15 protein-coding genes are annotated in these 17,802 nt (G+C 71.3%); 8 read left to right on the top strand and 7 right to left on the bottom strand.

What is annotated here, in order from left to right:
- Positions 1-108: 108 nt before the first annotated feature.
- Positions 109-2,271 carry an excinuclease ABC subunit UvrB gene (gene uvrB, locus FK530_RS16715; RefSeq protein ID WP_146488117.1) on the bottom strand — a complete coding sequence of 721 codons (2,163 nt, stop codon included), beginning with the start codon at positions 2,269-2,271 and terminating at the stop codon, positions 109-111.
- 54 nt (positions 2,272-2,325) lie between these two features.
- On the bottom strand, positions 2,326-3,357 hold the full coding sequence (locus FK530_RS16710; protein ID WP_146488116.1) for a TRM11 family SAM-dependent methyltransferase: 1,032 nt from the start codon (positions 3,355-3,357) through the stop codon (positions 2,326-2,328).
- Positions 3,358-3,458: 101 nt separating this feature from the next.
- Here FK530_RS16710 and FK530_RS27300 point away from each other — a divergent pair, with 101 nt between their 5' ends.
- Entirely contained in the window at positions 3,459-4,268 is an 810-nt protein-coding gene (locus FK530_RS27300; RefSeq protein ID WP_410468457.1) for a ribonuclease FAU-1 family protein, read from the top strand.
- Here FK530_RS27300 and FK530_RS16700 read toward each other — a convergent pair.
- Positions 4,255-5,037: a TetR/AcrR family transcriptional regulator gene (locus FK530_RS16700; RefSeq protein WP_146488115.1), complete on the bottom strand. Its 783-nt coding sequence runs from the start codon at positions 5,035-5,037 to the stop codon at positions 4,255-4,257. The two genes, FK530_RS27300 and FK530_RS16700, sit on opposite strands and share 14 nt — an antisense overlap.
- A gap of 188 nt (positions 5,038-5,225) precedes the next feature.
- Here FK530_RS16700 and FK530_RS16695 point away from each other — a divergent pair, with 188 nt between their 5' ends.
- Both FK530_RS16695 and FK530_RS16690 read left to right on the top strand, forming a co-directional pair.
- Positions 5,226-6,818 carry a DEAD/DEAH box helicase gene (locus FK530_RS16695; RefSeq protein ID WP_231706674.1) on the top strand — a complete coding sequence of 531 codons (1,593 nt, stop codon included), beginning with the start codon at positions 5,226-5,228 and terminating at the stop codon, positions 6,816-6,818.
- A 1-nt stretch (position 6,819) separates the two neighbouring features.
- Positions 6,820-7,380, top strand: a complete 561-nt coding sequence (locus tag FK530_RS16690) for an SWIM zinc finger family protein (protein ID WP_146488113.1) — start codon at positions 6,820-6,822, stop codon at positions 7,378-7,380.
- Here the strand turns inward: FK530_RS16690 and coaE are convergent.
- A complete protein-coding gene (gene coaE / locus FK530_RS16685) occupies positions 7,356-8,252 on the bottom strand; it encodes a dephospho-CoA kinase (RefSeq protein ID WP_146488112.1) in 897 nt (298 codons plus the stop codon). The genes FK530_RS16690 and coaE overlap by 25 nt on opposite strands.
- A 9-nt stretch (positions 8,253-8,261) precedes the next feature.
- Positions 8,262-9,524 (bottom strand): hypothetical protein, encoded by a 1,263-nt coding sequence (locus FK530_RS16680; protein ID WP_146488111.1) that lies wholly within the window; start codon positions 9,522-9,524, stop codon positions 8,262-8,264.
- A 93-nt stretch (positions 9,525-9,617) separates the two neighbouring features.
- Here FK530_RS16680 and FK530_RS16675 point away from each other — a divergent pair, with 93 nt between their 5' ends.
- Positions 9,618-11,039 (top strand): FGGY family carbohydrate kinase, encoded by a 1,422-nt coding sequence (locus FK530_RS16675; RefSeq protein ID WP_146488110.1) that lies wholly within the window; start codon positions 9,618-9,620, stop codon positions 11,037-11,039.
- Here FK530_RS16675 and FK530_RS16670 read toward each other — a convergent pair.
- Both FK530_RS16670 and FK530_RS16665 read right to left on the bottom strand, forming a co-directional pair.
- Entirely contained in the window at positions 11,036-12,520 is a 1,485-nt protein-coding gene (locus FK530_RS16670) for a mannitol dehydrogenase family protein (RefSeq protein WP_146488109.1), read from the bottom strand. The genes FK530_RS16675 and FK530_RS16670 overlap by 4 nt on opposite strands.
- Entirely contained in the window at positions 12,517-13,542 is a 1,026-nt protein-coding gene (locus FK530_RS16665) for an NAD(P)-dependent alcohol dehydrogenase (RefSeq protein WP_146488168.1), read from the bottom strand. Before FK530_RS16665 ends, FK530_RS16670 begins: the two co-directional genes overlap by 4 nt.
- Before the next feature lie 99 nt (positions 13,543-13,641).
- Here FK530_RS16665 and FK530_RS16660 point away from each other — a divergent pair, with 99 nt between their 5' ends.
- Genes FK530_RS16660 through FK530_RS16645 form a run of 4 tightly spaced genes read left to right on the top strand, consistent with a single transcriptional unit; the run spans position 13,642 to position 17,790 of the window.
- Entirely contained in the window at positions 13,642-14,625 is a 984-nt protein-coding gene (locus FK530_RS16660; RefSeq protein WP_146488108.1) for a sugar-binding transcriptional regulator, read from the top strand.
- The gene (locus FK530_RS16655) at positions 14,622-16,007 is read left to right on the top strand and encodes an ABC transporter substrate-binding protein (RefSeq protein ID WP_146488107.1); all 1,386 of its coding nucleotides are present in this window, start codon (positions 14,622-14,624) and stop codon (positions 16,005-16,007) included. The genes FK530_RS16660 and FK530_RS16655 overlap by 4 nt, the downstream gene beginning before the upstream one ends.
- A complete protein-coding gene (locus tag FK530_RS16650) occupies positions 16,004-16,951 on the top strand; it encodes a carbohydrate ABC transporter permease (RefSeq protein ID WP_146488106.1) in 948 nt (315 codons plus the stop codon). The genes FK530_RS16655 and FK530_RS16650 overlap by 4 nt, the downstream gene beginning before the upstream one ends.
- Complete coding sequence (locus tag FK530_RS16645) at positions 16,951-17,790, top strand: carbohydrate ABC transporter permease (RefSeq protein ID WP_146488105.1); 840 nt, start codon at positions 16,951-16,953, stop codon at positions 17,788-17,790. The genes FK530_RS16650 and FK530_RS16645 overlap by 1 nt, the downstream gene beginning before the upstream one ends.
- Positions 17,791-17,802 lie beyond the last annotated feature (12 nt).

The raw sequence follows: 17,802 nt of genomic DNA, 5'->3' as shown, positions 1-17,802 counted from the left end.
GGAATGCCCTGGCAATACTTCTCCGACACAATAGCCTCATTGTCCCCGGGAACAGGCAGTTTGCGGCAGGGGACACACCGGTGCGACCTGTGTAACGCGATTCGCAGGTCATTGCAAACCGGCGGCGTCCATTCCGCGCAGTTCCTTCTTCAGATCGGCGATCTCGTCGCGGATGCGGCCCGCGAGCTCGAACTGCAGCTCGCGCGCCGCGTTCATCATCTGATCGGTGAGCTCGGAGATCAGGTCCGCGAGCTCGGCCCGCGGCATCGACTTCACGTCCTCACCTTCGTACATGCCGGCGCTCACGGCGGACGCCGAGCGCAGCTCGCCCTGGGCGCGCCGGCCGCGAGTAGCGTTGCGGCCCGAGCCGCCGATCGCCTGCTCCGTGTCGTCGGCCTCCGTGTACACCTGGTCGAGGATGTCGGCGATCTTCTTGCGCAGCGGCTTCGGGTCGACGCCCATCTCCTTGTTGTAGGCGATCTGCTTCTCCCGTCGGCGCTCGGTCTCCTCGATGGCGACGCGCATCGACTCGGTCACCTTGTCGGCGTACATGTGCACCTCCCCCGAGACGTTGCGGGCCGCGCGGCCGATCGTCTGGATGAGCGAGGTGGTGGAACGGAGGAAGCCCTCCTTGTCGGCGTCGAGGATCGCGACCAGCGAGACCTCGGGGAGGTCGAGGCCCTCACGGAGCAGGTTGATACCGACCAGCACGTCGTACTCGCCGAGCCGCAGTTGCCGCAGCAGTTCCACGCGGCGCAGCGTATCGATGTCGCTGTGCAGGTACCGGACGCGGATACCCGCTTCGAGCAGGTAGTCGGTGAGGTCCTCCGCCATCTTCTTGGTGAGGGTGGTGACGAGGACCCGCTCGTCCTTCTCGGTGCGATCGCGGATCTCGTGGATGAGGTCGTCGATCTGCCCCTTGGTCGGCTTGATGACCACCTGCGGATCCACCAGCCCCGTGGGGCGGATCACCTGCTCGACGAACTCGCCGCCGGTCTGGCCGAGCTCGTACTGGCCCGGCGTCGCGGACAGGTACACCGTCTGCCCGATCCGGCCCTCGAACTCCTCCCAGGTCAGCGGGCGATTGTCGACGGCGGAGGGCAGCCGGAAGCCGAAGTCCACGAGGTTGCGTTTGCGCGATGCATCGCCCTCGAACATCGCACCGATCTGCGGAACCGTCACGTGGGACTCGTCGATCACCAGGAGGAAGTCCTCCGGGAAGTAGTCGATGAGGGTGGCCGGCGCGGAGCCCGCTTCGCGCCCGTCGATGTGCCGGCTGTAGTTCTCGATGCCGGAGCAGAAGCCGACCTGGCGCATCATCTCCACGTCGTACTGCGTGCGCATCCGCAGCCGCTGGGCCTCGAGCAGCTTCCCCTGGCGCTCGAACTCCGCCAGACGCTCCTCGAGCTCGGCCTCGATGCCCTCGATCGCACGGGCCATCCGCTCGGGACCGGCGACGTAGTGCGTGGCGGGGAAGATGCGCAGGTCGTCGACCTGGCGCACGATGTCGCCGGTGAGCGGGTGCAGGTAGTACAGCGCCTCGATCTCGTCTCCGAAGAACTCGATCCGGATCGCGAGCTCCTCGTAGGAGGGGATGATCTCGACGGTATCGCCGCGGACGCGGAACGAGCCCCGGGTGAAGGCCGTGTCGTTGCGGCTGTACTGCACGTCGACGAGCAGGCGCAACAGCGCGTCCCGGTCGACCTCCTGCCCCACCTCGAGCTGGACCGACCGGTCGAGGTAGCTCTGCGGGGTGCCGAGACCGTAGATGCACGACACCGAGGCGACCACCACGACATCCCGCCGCGACAACAGCGACGAGGTGGCGGAGTGCCGGAGCCGCTCCACGTCGTCGTTGATGGACGAGTCCTTCTCGATGTACGTATCGGACTGCGCGATATACGCCTCGGGCTGGTAGTAGTCGTAGTACGAGACGAAGTACTCGACCGCGTTGTGCGGCAGCATCGCCCGCAACTCGTTCGCCAGCTGCGCCGCGAGGGTCTTGTTCGGCGCCATGATCAGCGTGGGCCGCTGCACCTTCTCGATCAGCCAGGCCGTGGTGGCCGACTTGCCCGTTCCGGTGGCGCCCAGCAGCACCACGTCCCGCTCGCCCGCCTTCAGCCTGCGTTCGAGGTCGGCGATGGCCGTGGGCTGGTCGCCCGCCGGCTCGTACTCGCTGACCACCGTGAACTCGGCCGACGCCCGCTCGATCTCCCCGATGGGCCGATGCTCGGAGTGCGCCACCACCGGTTGCTCTGCCGCGAATGCCATGGGACCAGCCTAGGCCGCCCCACCGACAAGTTCGCCGCGAGCGGCGGCGCTCCCTCAGTCCTTGCGCGCGACGATCACGTCCCGGGTGATCGCCCGGTCCACGCGGTGCCGCAGATCGTCGTAGCCGGGGCCGTCGAGCACCGTCAGGCCCGCGGACTCGAGCAGCTCCGCCACCCGCACCCGGGGCGCGACGCGGGTGTTCCACGCCAGTCCCATGGCGCCGCCGGTGCGCAACCTGCCGGCCCAGCCCGGCAGCGCGGCCTCGAGCAGATCGAGCGGGTTGCGCACCAGTCCGCGGGGGCCGCGGCTGCCGTGCTGGACGCCGTAGGGCAGGTCCCCGATCACCACGTCGACGGTGCCGGGCTTCACCAGCTGGGAGGTCACAAGGGTGTCGGCGGCGTAGAAGGTCAGGGACTGCTTCTTCCCCGCCAGATAGTCGGCCTTCTCCGCCGCGAAGTCCACCTCGTACTTCTTGGCGATCACCGACTTCTCGCGCCGCACCGGCGTGGTGGACGCCGCGTGCTTGAACCGGTGGTCCTTGAGCCACGTGGTGAAGAAGGAGCTGTAGAGCTCGAAGTCCTTGGTGTCGACGTCGATGCCCACCGTGTCCAGGCCGTACATGACGGCCTGGCTCAGCGTCGTGCCCCTGCCGCACACCGGGTCCAGCACGCGCAGCGTGCGGTCGAGCAGTCCGCCGGGCCGGGCGGTCGATGCCGCGGTCACGTTGAGCACGAGGCGCGTGAACTGCTCGTTCGTCTTGCCCTGGTACTTGAGGATCGTGAGCAGATCCGACGGATACCGGTCGGGCGAGGGCACCGCCACGGGACGCAACAGCTCACCGTCGGCCTCGTACAGCGCGTAGAACGCCGATGCCAGGCCGAGGAAGGCGAAGTCACGGGCGGTCAGCTCGTCGGCCTCGAAGGCGAGGTATTCGACGCCGGCGACGGTCGCGGTCTCGACGGGGCCGACCCGGCCGGCCAGCGCGGCGCGGCTGAGCACGGTCAGCTCGGCGCGCACCATCGACGCCGCGGCCTCGGCGTAGACGCGGTTGGCGGCGGGTGCGGTCAGGAGCAGGTACTGGGGCACGGCTGAGATCGTACGTGGGGTGTCCAGGCCGGCAGTCCCACGCTGGCCCCCGGGCGACGCGGCCGTCCGGGAATCCCCGCGAGGGGTCGTATCGTGGACGAATGGATACGGACGAGACCTTCGAGCTCACCGTCGACGGGGCGGCGGCCATCGGCGCGGTGGGCGGCGGTTGGCTCGACCTGACCGTGCTCGACGCGGCCGAGGACGCCGTGCCCGCGCTCCTCGCGGCGGCCCGCGAGCGGGCGTCCGGCCTCGACGGGATCCTCGTGCGCTCGCATGACGACGAGCTCGGCGCGCTGCTGCGCCGCCACGGGTTCCGGCCGTCGGGCGCCGTCGCCGGCCGGCCTCGGGGAAGCACCGAGGTCACGCTGGTGCTGCGCCTGGCGGACGACGCCGCGCTCGACGACGGCGCGGTGCACCCGCCCAAGCGCGAGGTCTTCGACCCGCCGGCCATGACGAACACCGACCCCAAGGGCTTCGTCCGCGAGGTCGAGGAGTTCCGGGAGACGCCCTTCGGCCTGTACGTCTTCCGTCGCGCGGACCACCCCCGCTTCGATGCCATCGAGTCCTGGCTATTGCCCGCGTTCGACCTGCGCGCGACGGTCTTCCACTTCACGCGGGGCAACGAGCGCGACCAGCGGGTGTACCTCGACGTCGCCCGCGTGTGGCGCGACGGGAACGTCTGGCACACCGAGGACTGGTACCTCGACCTGGTCGAGCACCCGGGCCGGCCGATCGAGCTGATCGACGTCGACGAGCTGCTCGCCGCGTCCGCCGCGGAACTGGTGAGCGCGCCGGATGCGGAGCGCGCGGTGCACGCGGCAGCGCGAGCCGTCGCCGGCACGGCGGCGCACGGGCACAGCGTCGACGCCTGGCTCGCCGCGGAGGGCGCGCCGATCACGTGGCGCTGAGGTCCCGCGCGGTCCCCTCCCGCAGACCCGGGATCCGCGCCTCGAGGCCGTCGAGCAGCACTTCGAGCCCCAGTGCGAAGCCGGCGTCGGGATCGCCGGGCGCGCTGTAGTGCTCGCCAACCGCGGTGCCGACACGCCCCGCGAGCGGGTACCGGCCGGGCGGCATGATCGCCGCCAGCTCCGGACCCACGACCTCCCACCACTGCGCGTCGGTCATGGGGCGCGAGGCGGCCCCGCGCGCACCGGAGCTGCGCGCCGCGCCGGCGGCGAAACTCTCCAACAGCACGATCAGCCAGTCGCGTTCGAGATCGCTGATCGGTAGCTCCTCGAGCAGCGCGAGCTGCGCCTCGTACTGCCCGATCCGTCCCGGCCCGAGGACGTCGCGCCACGACGGCGCGTCGAGCAGCCACGTGTGCGCGAGGTACTCGTCCCGCCGCGCCCGGACGGCGGCCACGAGGGAGTCGCGCAGCGTCGCCAGGCGCTCGACCGGAGGCTGCGCGAGCGCGACCGCGTCCACCATGAGGGCCACGAGCACGTCGCGGGTCGGCACGTAGGTGTAGACGCTCATCGGCCCTACTCCCAGGCGCGCACTGAGGGCGCGCACGGTCACCGCGCCGAGGCCCTCCGCGTCGGCGAGATCGATGGCCGAGTCCACCACCTCGTCGACGGTCAGCCGCTGTTTGGGCCCCTTGCGGGCCCGGACGGGCTCCTCCGCTTCGGACCTCCACAGGAGCCTGACCAGCGCGCGACCCTCGTCCTCGGGATTCATCGACATCATTCTCCGTACTGTGTACACTGTTCGAGTACTCCGTACAACGTACTCTATTAGACTCCCGCGAAGGACACGCCCTGAGCCTCGAAGTCACGTACCTCCCCGACCTCCACCAGTTCGCCCTCTGGTCCTCGCACCATCTCGACGATCCGGCGCGCAGCACCGTTCTCCCGCTGGTCGTTCCCGTGGACGGCGCGCTCGCCGTCCGGGACGTGCGCTGCGACGTCGTCGACGTCACGGCCCTGCCCGAGCGGGCACGACCGTCCGCCTCGCTCACCGCGTGGAGCGCGCGGGGCCGCGGCGAGGAGGCGTTGCTGCCGATCGCGGCGCACGCCGAGCCCGATCCGACGGGGACCGCCGTCACGTCCGCCGCCTACGCGGTCCGCGCCTTCGCCGACACCGCCGCCACGGCGGCATCGCTCGCCGGCGACCTCGACGCGAAGCCGCGCCCCTATCAGTCCGCCGGCGTCGCCTGGCTGCTGCGGACGCTGCACGATCACGGCGGCGCGCTCCTCGCCGACGAGATGGGCCTCGGCAAGACCCTGCAGGCGATCGGCGCGCTCACCCGCCTCGGCCCGGGGCCCCACCTGGTGGTGTGCCCCACGAGCCTCGCCACCAACTGGCGGCGGGAGATCGCCCGGTTCGCGCCGGCGCTGCAGGGCGAGGTCACGGTCGTCTCCTACGCCCGGCTCCGCCTCTCGGCGGCGGAGCTCGCGACCACCCGGTGGACAGCGGTCGTCTTCGACGAAGCACACACCCTGAAGAACCCGCGGACGCAGGTGTCGCGCGCAGCACGAGATCTCGACGCCGGGTTCCGGATCGCCCTCACCGGCACGCCGATCGAGAACTCGCTCGATGACCTGTGGGCGATCCTGCGGGTCGTCGCGCCGCGAATGTTCCCTGTGAAGGCGGTCTTCCGGCGCCGCTTCACCCGGGCCGTCGAATCCGGGGACGACGGTGCCCTGCGACGCCTGCGCGCCGCCGTCGCACCGGTGATGCTGGCCCGCACCAAGGACCGCGCCGCCGGCGCCCTGCCCCCGAAGATCGACAACCCCGTGCTGTGCGACCTCACCGACGAGCAGGCGCGCCGCTACGACGCGGTCCTCGCCCGCGCCGCGGACGACGGCTTCGGCAGCGGGCTCGAGCGCCACGGCCGTCTCCTCGCGGTGCTCACCGGACTCAAGCAGATCTGCAACCATCCGGGCCTGCTCGACGGTGCCGCGCCGTCCTGGGAGCCGGGACGGTCCGGCAAGCTCGATGTCGCGATGGAGATCCTCGGGGCGAACGTCGCGGCGCACCGGCCGACTCTGGTCTTCACCCAGTACCGGGAGACGGGCGAGCTGCTCGCGGCGGCCGCCGGCTCCGTGCTGGGGACCACGGTCCCGTTCTTCCACGGTGGCCTGTCCCTCGCCGAGAGATCCGCGATCGCCGACGACTTCCAGTCCGGTGCCGGTCCGGGGATCCTCGTGATGAGCCTCAAGGCGGGCGGCACCGGCCTCACCCTCACCCGGGCGAGCGAGGTACTGCATTACGACCGATGGTGGAATCCGGCGGTCGAGGCGCAGGCGACGGACCGCGCGCACCGCATCGGTCAGGACCGGCCCGTCACCGTGACCACGCTGACGACGGCGACCACCATCGAAGAGCACATCGACGAGATGCACCGCCGCAAGGCGCTTCTCGGTGTGCACGCCGACGACGGGTCGATCGTCACCGAACTGGCCGCGCTCGACGACGAGCGCCTGATGGACGTCCTGCGTCGGAACCGGGAGAACTGAGATGGCCACGAACCCCTTCGGATTCACGACCTGGGGCGCCGACCTCGTCCGGATCGCGGAGCCGATCACGGCGAGCAGCCCGAACACCCACGCTCCCCGGGCCCGTATGCTCGCCCGGAACGGGGGCGTCACGCTGCAGTTGGACGACCGGCGTGTCACGGCCCTGGTGCACAGCGGCGCGAGCGCCTCGGTGGCGCACCTCGAATTCGCCCCGATGGCACCGGCGGTCGCGACCGCGCTCCGCGACGCGCTGGGGTCGCGCACCGAGCCCGACGACGCGATCCACGCGGCGCTGATCGCGCGCGGGTTGCGCCCCGCTCCCGCGCTGGAGGCCGCGGACTGCTCCTGCAGGGCACGCAGCACCATGTGCGTGCACGTGCTCGCCGCGGCGTACGCGCTGGCGACGCTCGTCGATCACGAACCCGTCACCGCCCTGATGCTCCAGTCGTACGGATCATCGGCACCGGCGGGCGAGGCGGAGGCCGAGCGCCCGGCGCCGCGCTGGACGCCGCTCGCGGCGCTGCACGTGCGGGACTACTACGCGGTACCCGAACCGGTCTGAGGCCGCACCCGCACGGTCACGGCGCGCCCCGGGTCGGAGCCCGCGAACTCGCCGGCTCCGGCGCCGGTCGCCGCGAAGCCCGCATCCCCGAGCTTGTCGGTGACCGCGTCGACGGTCACGCCGTCGGCGAGCAGCACCGAGGCCACGGCACCGTCGGCCGTGACGGAGGCGGCGTCGGCGCCCAGGGTGACCCACAGCCGGCCGACCAACCGCTCGTCGTAGGCGGGATCCGCGACGCGCGGGGCACCGGCGGCCGGACGGTGCCCGGCGACGTTCGCCGCGAAGGGCGCGATCCGGTCCGCCCAGAGGCTGCGGACCGCGGACCGCGTGGCGTCCTCGGTGCCGGTGTTCTCCAGCCAGACGTCGGCGACGGCGTGCCGCTGCTCGTCGGTGGCCTGGGCAGCGATCCGGGCGCGGGCGTCGTCCTCCGCCATCCCGCGCGAGCCCACGAGGCGGCGGACCCGCTCCTCCGCGTCGACCCAGACGATGATCACGAGGTGGAACATCGGCGCCACCTTGTTCTCGACGAGCAGCGGAATGTCCTGCACGATCACGGCGTCCGGTCCGGCAGCCGCGATCAGCTCGGCCGAGCGGGCGCCCACCAGCGGGTGCGTGATCGCGTTGAGCTTCGCGCGGGACTCGTCGTCGGAGAAGGCGATCGCCGCGAGGGCGGGCCGGTTCAGGCTGCCGTCCTCGGCGAGGATCCCCTCCCCGAATGCCTCCACCAGGGCGGCCAGGCCGGGTGTGCCGGGCTCGACCACCTCGCGAGCGATCTTGTCGCCGTCCACGATGACGGCGCCGAGCGCCGCGAGTTCCTTCGCCACCGTCGACTTGCCAGCGCCGATGCCGCCCGTGAGTCCGATCCGCAACATGCCCTCACACTAGTGAGTCGCGCTGACCCCGGTGACGCCCGACACCTCGTCGGGGGTGTGCTCCAGGGTGCCGCGGCGCAGTTCGCTCCCCGACGGGATGTCGATCGCGACGATCGTCTTGGTGGTGGGCTCCGTGACGAACGCGGTGGAGCCCAGCACGAACACGGCGGGCCGCGGCTCCTGCCAGTTCGCGTCCTCGGTCCACGGCGCGGTCGCCTTGACCTCCCGCACGACGGCACCGGTCTCCGGGTCGAGGATGCGCAGCACCCCGTCGGTACCGAGCACGAGCGCCTCGCCGAACTGGCCCCGCGCGAGGGACCGGAAGCTGTACGAGGCGGGCAGGTCGACGAGCTTCACGGCGCCGGTGCGGGTGTCGATCAGGCTGACCCGCGTGGGTCGCTCCGGCTTCGCGGCCTTGTCCACCTTGTAGTCGCCGAGCACCACGGCGTGCGCCTCAGTGGCGGCGACGTTCCCCGTGCGCGCGTAGCCCGGGGTCGGCGCCGCGGTCTTGACGATCTCATTGCCGCGCACGATGAGTACGCCGTCCTCGCAGCCGAAGAGCACGACGCCGCCCTCGGCCGCACCCTCGCCGTGCACGCCCGCGCACTCCTCGTTGCGCGCGATCTCCTTGCGGTCCTTGTCGAGGATCGCGACGCCGGTGCGGGTCTTCTCATCACCGAGGGTGATGAGCATCGAGCCGTCGGCGCGCTCGACGGCGACGCCGTGGTGCGGCTTCGGGGCGGTGTACGTCGCGCGGGGTGCGTTCGGGTCACCGATCTTGTCCGACGGGATGGAGGTGACCGCGCCGGTGCCGTCGGAGAAGAGCACCGTGCGGCCGTCGTGGCGGACCACGTGACCGGGCTCGGGTGCCTCGATCCGGATGTCGGTACGACGGGGCGCCGCGGTGTAGAAGTGCTGGTGATCGCCGTGCGGCACCGACCACGCGCCGAGGTCGAGCAGCCGGAAGCCGGTGCCCTCGGACAGGAAGGCGTGGCGCCCGTCGCCCGCCGGATTCACTCGGAGGTAGCCCTCACCGGGGATGTCGGCGATCCCCCGCAGGGTTCCCGCGTCCACGATCTGCACCCCGCCCTCGTAGGTGATCGCGAGCCGCGGTGCGGCACGGCGTTGTTCGGTCGCGCCCCCGGGGGCGTCCGCATCGGACCCGTCGGAGGCGGCGGACGACGGTGCCGGATCGGGCTGGGAGGAACCGCATCCGGCGACCAGGACTGCGGCGGCGAGAAGGGGTGCGGCGAGGTGCAGGTGCTTGGGCATGACGACAGGTGTAATCGGTGATGAAAATCATTGTCAAAGATCACCATGGCGATACGTGCATGTGCCGCTCGGCGGTCTGAGAGGATCGCGTCCATGCCCCTCGTCGCCGGCGTCGATTCGTCCACCCAATCCTGCAAGGTCGTGGTGTGCGACGCGGATTCGGGCGAGGTCGTGCGTTCCGGGTCCGCCCCGCATCCGCCGGGCACCGAGGTCGCCCCCGCCGCGTGGCTCGAGGCGTTCGCCGCGGCGGCGCGATCCGCGGGCGGTCTCGACGACGTCGCGGCCGCCTCCGTGGGTGCGCAGCAGCACGGCATGGTGTGCCTCGACCGGGACGGCGCGGTCGTGCGAGACGCACTGCTGTGGAACGACACCCGGTCGTCCACCGCGGCGGATCAGCTCGTCGCGGACTTCGGCGGAGCGGAGCAGTGGGCCGACGCGGTCGGCGTGGTACCGGTAGCCGCGTTCACCGCGGCGAAGTTGCGCTGGCTCGCCGACACCGAGCCCGACCACGCGGACGCGACCGCGGCGGTCTGCCTCCCGCACGACTGGCTGACCTGGCGACTCGGCGGCGGCGACCTCGGCTCCCTCGTCACCGACCGCTCCGACGCGTCGGGGACCGGCTATTTCAGCGCCGCGAGCGGCGAGTACCGCACGGACATCCTCGAACTCACCCTCCGCGGGCGCCGCCCCGCACTGCCCCGGGTACTCGGCCCGGCCGACTCGGTGCCGGTCCGGATCGGCGACGGTCCGCTGCGCCGGGGCACACTGCTCGGCGCGGGCGCGGGCGACAACGCCGGTGCCGCACTGGGCCTCGACGCCCGGCCCGGCGACTGCATCGTCTCCCTCGGGACGTCGGGCGTGGTGAGCGCCGTGACGGGGACCGCGCCGCGGGACCCGTCGGGCATCGTCGCCGGGTTCGCGGACGCCACGGGGCATCAGCTCCCGCTCGTGTGCACCCTGAACGGCGCGCCGGTGCTCGCGGCGACCGCGCGCATGCTGGGGGCCGACCTCGAGGAGTTCGCACGACTCGCCCAGGCCGCCCCGCCCGGCGCGGAGGGCCTGGTCCTCGTCCCGTTCTTCGCCGGGGAGCGCTCCCCCAACCTGCCGAACGCCACAGGAGCGCTGCAGGGCGTCACCGGCGCGAACCTCACCCGGGAGAACATCGCCCGGGCCGCCGTGGAGGGCCTGCTGTGCTCGCTGCGGTTCTGCCTCGACGCCATCACCGCGCAGGGCACCGTGGTGGAGCGGATCCTCCTGGTGGGCGGCGGCGGACGCTCCGCAGCGGTGCGGGCGATCGCGCCCGCGATCCTCGGCCGCGACGTCGCCTTCCCCGCGGACGGCGAGTACGTCGCCCGCGGTGCGGCGCGGCAGGCGGCGTGGGCGCTCCGGGGCGACGGACCGGCACCCGCCTGGCCGCGGCCCACGGCCGAGACCTTCTCCGCCGCCCCCACGCACGAGGTCTACCACCGCTACCGGAGGGCGATGGGCCTGGTCCTGGAGCGCCGACCGAGCTAGCCGGCCAGGAGCGCCCGCAACGTCGCGCGCGCTCCACGCTCCCGCAGCGACGCGAGCGCCGCCAGGTAGGGCTCGGTGAAGCCCGGCCGGTGCGCGAGGTCCCCGAAGAGGTCGGGCACCGCGACGAAGGCGAGCGGCTCGCTCCGCGAGCGGGATGCGCGCTCCGCGAGATCCGGCGCGTGGCGATCGTTCAGGACGATCGGCGCGCCGGCATCGTCGGTCCCCTCGCAGCCGCGCGTCCACGCCGCCACCACCGCCGCCACCAGGGGGGCGGCGGCGCCGTCGTCGAGGCGCGCGGTGATCACGGGCACGAGCCACTTGGGAATCCGGTCGGAGGCGTCCTGGCACAGGCGCGCGACGGTGTCGGCGATCGCGGGGTTGGAGAACCGCTCCAGCAGGGTGTCGATGTAGTCGTCGACATCGATCCCCGGAACCGGCCGCAGTGTCGGACGGCCCTCATCCTGCATGTACCGCCGCAACAGCGTCCGGACGTCGGGATCGGCGGCCGCGTCGTGCACGAATTCGTAGCCCAGGAGGCGGGCGAAATGTCCGAGCGCCTGGTGCCCCGCATTGAGCAGACGAAGCTTCATGAGCTCGTAGGGAGCGACGTCGTCGACCACCTGCACCCCCACGTCTTCGAAGTGCGGGCGCCCGGCGCCGAAATCGTCCTCGAGCACCCACTGGGTGTACGGCTCGGCGACGACCGGCCAGCGGTCGTCCACTCCCGCGCGCGCAGCGACCTCCGCGCGCAGCGCGTCCGGCGTCGCGGGCGTGATCCGGTCGACCATGGAGTTCGGGAACCGGACGGTCCCCTCGATCCACGCGGCGAGCCCCGGATCGGCGAGCCGGGCGAAGGCGGTGAACGTCCGTCGCGCGACATGGCCGTTGCCCTCGATGTTGTCGCAGGACATCACGGTGAACGCCGGAACGCCCCGCGCGCGCCGCCGGCGTAGGGCCTCGGTGACGTACCCGAAGACGGTGCGCGGCGCGCCGTTCGCCTCCAGGTCGTGGCGCACGTCGGGGTTCTCGGTGTCGAAATCGCCGGTGGTCGCGGAGAAGTTGTACCCGCCCTCGGTGATCGTCAGGGAGACGATGCGGGTCTCCGGCGCCGCGAGCCGCTCGACGACCGCCTCGGGATCGTCGGGGGCGTACAGGTAGTCGACGATCGCCCCGACGACAGAGGTCTCCACAGCGCCGTCGGGATGCTTGAGGGTCAGCGTGTAGAGCCCGTCCTGGGGCACGAGGGCGTCGCGCATCGCGGCGTCGGCGGGCCGTAGCCCGACGCCGCAGATACCCCAGCCCGCCGCGCCGGCCCCGGCCGCGAGCAGCCGATCGACGTAGACGGCCTGGTGGGCACGATGGAAGCCTCCGACGCCGAAGTGAACGATGCCGGGGCGGACGGCGGCGCGGTCGTACGCGGGTACGGATGCGCCCCGGATGACGGGTAGCGCGGCCGCGGTCAGTGCGACGGGTGCGGTCATGACTCCTCCTCGGTGTGCGGCGCGGCGCCGGGGCGCACCACGGCCTTGATGCCGCCCGGGTCGCGGTCGGCGTTGAGCGCGGCCTCGGCGTCCTCCAGGGCGAATCGGCCCGTGACCATGCCGTCGAGATCGACGCGGCCCGCCGCGGCGAGCGCGATCGCGGCGGGCCAGGTGTTGGCGTAGCGGAACACGCCGGTGAGGACCAGCTCGCGGGACTGGATCAGCGAGACCGGCAGCGCCAGATCGTCGGCGCCCATGCCCACGAGCACGATGCGACCGCCGGGACGGACGGCGGGGATGCCCGCGCGGATCGCCGGTGGCGCACCGGACGCGTCGATGAAGGCGTCGAAACCCGTCCCGACGGTGGCCTCCCCCGGCACGGCGGCGATCGTGGCGCCGAACCGTTCCGCCGCACGTCGCCGCGCCGGATCCGGGTCGGTGACCACGATCCGCGTCAGCCCGGACGCGCGCGCGACCTGCGCGCACAGCAGTCCGATCGGCCCGGCGCCGGCGACGAGAACGCTGCCGCCGAGACCGACCGCCGCTTTCCGGAGCGCCGCGATACCCACGGACAGCGGCTCGAACAGCGCGGCCGCCTCGTCGGACACGGTGTCGGGGATCGCGTGGGCGAAGGCCGATCCGATGGTCACGTACTCGGCGAGCGCGCCGTCGACCGGAGGCGTCGCGTAGAACCGCATGGCCGGACAGAGGTTGTACTCGCCGCGCAGCGACTCGGCGCTGTGCGGATCGGGGCGCTGCGGTTCGATGGAGACCCGCTCGCCGATCCGCGCCGCCGGGACGCCCGGCCCCACCGCCACGATGCGGCCCGACGCCTCGTGCCCGAGTACGAGCGGCGCCTCCACCACGAAGGCGCCGATCCGGCCGTGGCGCAGGTAGTGGGTGTCGGATCCGCACACTCCCACCGCCGCGACCTCGATGAGGACGTCCCCGGGATCGGGTCTCGGGACCGGCCTCGTCTCGAGGGTCATCCGGCCCCCGGGGTACAGCACGCTGGCGCGCATTTCGTTCGGAACTGTTGCCTGGGTCACACTCTCGATGCTAGCGTAGTGAGCATTATCACCGCTAGTGAGCATTTGCTCACGATATCGACGGAGCATCGCGTGACATCACCGCAGCGGACCCCCGGGGAACCCGGCCACGATCTGCGCCTGTTGGTGCGCGCGGCCACGATGTACCACCTGGAGGGCCTGACGCAGGCGCAGATCGCCGAACGCCTCGGCGTCTCCCGCCCCACCGCGGGGCGCCTCGTGGCCCGGGCCCGCGCGCAGGGCCTCGTGACCGTGACCGTCGCCGCGCCGGCGCACCTCGCGGACTCGATCCATCCCGGCCTCGAACGCGACCTGGAGGCCGCGTTCGGGCTCGCCGAGGCGCTGATCATCGCCGAAGACGCCGACGGGACGCCCTCGGGAGACGCCGCACTGGGCCGCGCGGGCGCTTCGGTCCTCACCCGTCGCCTGCAGCCGACGGACACCTTCGGCTTCACGTGGGGTCCTGAGCAGGTGGCGGTCGCGGACGCGCTCGGCGGCGGCGCGACCTGCGCCCGGGTCGTGCAGATGGACGGCTCGATGACCTCGGTCGAGTACCACACCGGCGTCGATCACGCCCTCGGCCGCTTCTCCGAACGGCTCGGCGCTCGGCCCGTCCGGCTCGTGGCGCCGCTGTTCGCGGACCCGGACACGGTCCGCGCGCTCGAGCGCGATTCCATCGTCTCGCAGGCGCTCGAGGCGGCCCGCTCCGCCGAGGTGATGCTCTTCGGCGTCGGCTCCGTCTCGACCTCCACGACTCTCTTCGAGGGCGCGTACATCGACACCGAGGTCCTGGGCGAGCTCCACGAGCTCGGGGCCGTCGGCGAGATCGGCGGTCGCTTCTACGGACTCGATGGGACGCCGGTCGCCTCGTCGCTCGTCGACCGCACGGTCTCTGTACCGCTGGAGGACATCCGGCGTTGCCCCACAGCGATTCTCACCTCCGGCGGCGAACACCGCCGGGAATCGATCCTGGGCGCCCTGCGGGGCGGCTTCGCGACCGCCCTGGTCACGGACCGCCCGACCGCGCAGTGGCTGCTCACCGAACAGAAGGGATGACCGTGATCCGCAGATCCGCTCGACGCCGCGCCGCGGCCGCAGGTGGCCTCGCCGCCGTGACGGCACTGCTCGCAGGCTGCTCCGGCGCGGGTGTCTTCACCGACGGGGGCGACTCCGCCGTCACCGTGGCCATGGTGTCGAACTCGCAGATGACGGACGCGGTGGGCCTGGCCCCCGAGTTCGAACGCGCCAACCCCGGCGTGAAACTCAAGTTCATCACGCTGTCCGAGAACGAGGCGCGCGCCAAGATCACCGCGTCGGTTTCCACCGGCGGCGGCGAGTTCGACGTCGTGATGATCAGCAACTACGAGACGCGGATGTGGGCGCAGAACGGCTGGCTCACGGACCTGTCCACCCTGATGGACCGGGATCCGTCGTACGATCCGGGCGACTTCATCCCCACGCTGCGCGAGGCGCTCTCGTATCAGGGGCGGATGTACTCCGTGCCCTTCTACGGCGAGTCCTCGTTCCTCATGTACAACAAGCAGATGTTCGCGAAGGCAGGCATCACCCTGCCCGCCGAGCCGACGTGGCCCGAGGTCGCGGACGCGGCCCGCACGCTGCACTCGCGCGACGTGGCGGGCATCTGCCTGCGCGGTAAGCCGGGCTGGGGCGAGGTGCTGGCGCCGCTGAACACCGTGATCAACGCCTTCGGCGGTCGCTGGTTCGATGAGCAGTGGCACCCGCAGTTCGACTCCCCGCAGATGCGGGACGCGGTGCAGTTCTACGTCGACACCGTGCGCGACTACGGCGAGGCGGGCGCCGCCTCCACCGGCTTCCAGGAGTGCGGGAATCTGCTGGCGCAGGGGCAGGCCGCCATGTGGTACGACTCCACGGCTGCGGTCTCCTCCCTCGAGAGCCCCGAAACCTCGAAGATCGCCGGACAGGTCGGATATCTCCCCGCGCCGCGGATGGCGAAGTCCGGCAACGGCTGGCTCTACACCTGGTCGCTCGGCATCCCCGCCAAGAGCACCCGCGCCGGTGACGCGTGGAAGTTCATCTCCTGGATGACGAGCAAGCAGTACATCGCCGGCGTCGCCGACAAGCTGGGGGCGAGCCGCGTACCCCCCGGCAGCCGCCTGTCCACCTATGAGCTTCCCGCCTACAAGGAGCTGTCGTCGACCTTCGCGAAGCAGACGCTCGATTCGATGCTCGCCGCCGACCAATCGCGTCCGACGCTGGAGCCCGTGCCCTACACCGGTATCCAGTTCCTCGCGATTCCCGAGTTCCAGGACCTCGGTACCCGGGTGAGTCAGCAGATCAGTGCCGCCATCGCCGGACAGATCTCCGTCGCCGACGCGCTGGCCCAGTCCCAGAAGTACGCCGAGGTCGTCGGGAAGAGCTATCGCGACAGCCAGGACCGGACGGGAGCAGCACGATGACCACGACCAGCACGCCGACTGCAGCGCCGCCGGCGACACCCCTGCGCTCCAAGCGCGACCGGATCACCCGCGCCGAGGCGTGGCGACGGCGCGGCCCCCTGCTGCCGGCACTGGTCTTCATGGTGATCGTCACGCAGATCCCCTTCCTGGTCACGCTCTACTACTCCACGCAGTCGTGGAACCTGGTGCGTCCCGGCTCGCGGAAGTTCAACTGGCTCAACAATTACGTCGAGGTCTTCCGCGACACCCAGTTCTGGACGGTGACGCTCAACACGGTGCTGCTCATCGTGGGCACGGTCGTCCTGTCGGTGATCCTGGGGCTGATCCTGGCCCTGCTGCTGGACCGGAAGTTCCTGGGGCGCGGCGTGGTCCGCACGCTGCTCATCACCCCCTTCCTCGTGACTCCGGTGGCCGCCGCCCTGCTGTGGAAGACGAGCCTGCTCTCCCCCACGAACGGCCTCCTCGCATGGGTGTTGAGCCCGCTCGGCATTCACGTCGACTGGCTCTCCGAGTACCCGCTGGCGTCCGTGGTAGCCGAGCTCGTCTGGCAGTGGACACCGTTCATGATGCTGCTGATCCTCGCGGGCCTGCAGTCCATGCCCCGCGACGTCCAGGAGGCGGCACGGGTCGACGGCGCCACCAGCGTGCGCCTGTTCCGGGAGCTGACGCTGCCCCACCTGCGGCGGTTCATCGAGCTCGGGGCGGTCCTCGGGGCGATCTACCTGGTCAACACCTTCGACGCGGTGTACATGATGACCTCGGGTGGTCCGGGCGTCGCGAGTTCCAACCTGCCCTTCTACATCTATCAGCGCGCCTTCCTGGGCTTCGACATCGGTCAGGCCGCCGCGATGGGCGTCGTCACCGTGGTCGGCACGATCGTCGTCTCAACACTCGCGATCCGACTGATCTTCAAGAGCTTCGGCGCCGGAGAGGAAGCAGCCTGATGTCCACGACCATCGTCCCCCGCCGGCGGCGAAACCCCAAGGGCGGAGCCCTCACAGCGCTGACCTGGATCATCGCCATCGGCTTCTTCTTCCCCGTGCTCTGGATGGTGCTCACGGCGTTCAAGCAGGAGAGCGACGCGGCGACCCGGCCTCCGACCGTCTTCTTCGTTCCGACGCTGGACCAGTTCAAGGCCGTCTTCGACTCGGGTATCGGTGTGCCGCTGCTCAACTCGGTCTTCGCCACAATCATCTCGACGACGCTCGTGCTGGTGCTGGGTGTGCCCGCGGCGTTCGCCCTCTCGCTGCGGCCCGTGCGCAAGACGCAGGACGCGCTGTTCTTCTTCATCAGCACCAAGATGCTGCCGATCGTGGCCGCGATCATCCCGCTGTACGTGATCGTCGGCCGGATCGGCATGCTCGACAACATCTGGACGCTCGTGATCCTCTACACCGCGATGAACCTGCCGATCGCCGTGTGGATGATGCGCTCGTTCTTCCTCGAGGTGCCGAGCGAACTGCTCGAGGCCGCGGGGATGGACGGTGCCGGACTGTGGACGTCGGTGCGCGAGGTGATCCTGCCGATCATCTCCCCCGGCATCGCCGCTACCGCGCTGATCTGCGTGATCTTCTCGTGGAACGAGTTCTTCTTCGCGGTGAACCTCACCGCGGTCAACGCCCAGACGATGCCGGTGGCGCTCACCGGCTTCATGTCCGGCCAGGGCCTGTTCTGGGCGAAGCTCTCCGCCGCGTCCGTACTGGCCGCCCTCCCCGTCGTCATCTGCGGATGGATCGCCCAGAACAAACTGGTCCGCGGCCTGTCCTTCGGCGCCATCAAGTAGCCGCACCCCACA

Origin of the sequence: Tsukamurella conjunctivitidis, assembly GCF_007858475.1 — a bacterium.
Taxonomy (GTDB): Bacteria; Actinomycetota; Actinomycetes; order Mycobacteriales; family Mycobacteriaceae; genus Tsukamurella; species Tsukamurella conjunctivitidis.
Note: the sequence above shows the minus strand (reverse complement) of the source record. Positions and strands in the feature narration are given on the sequence as shown.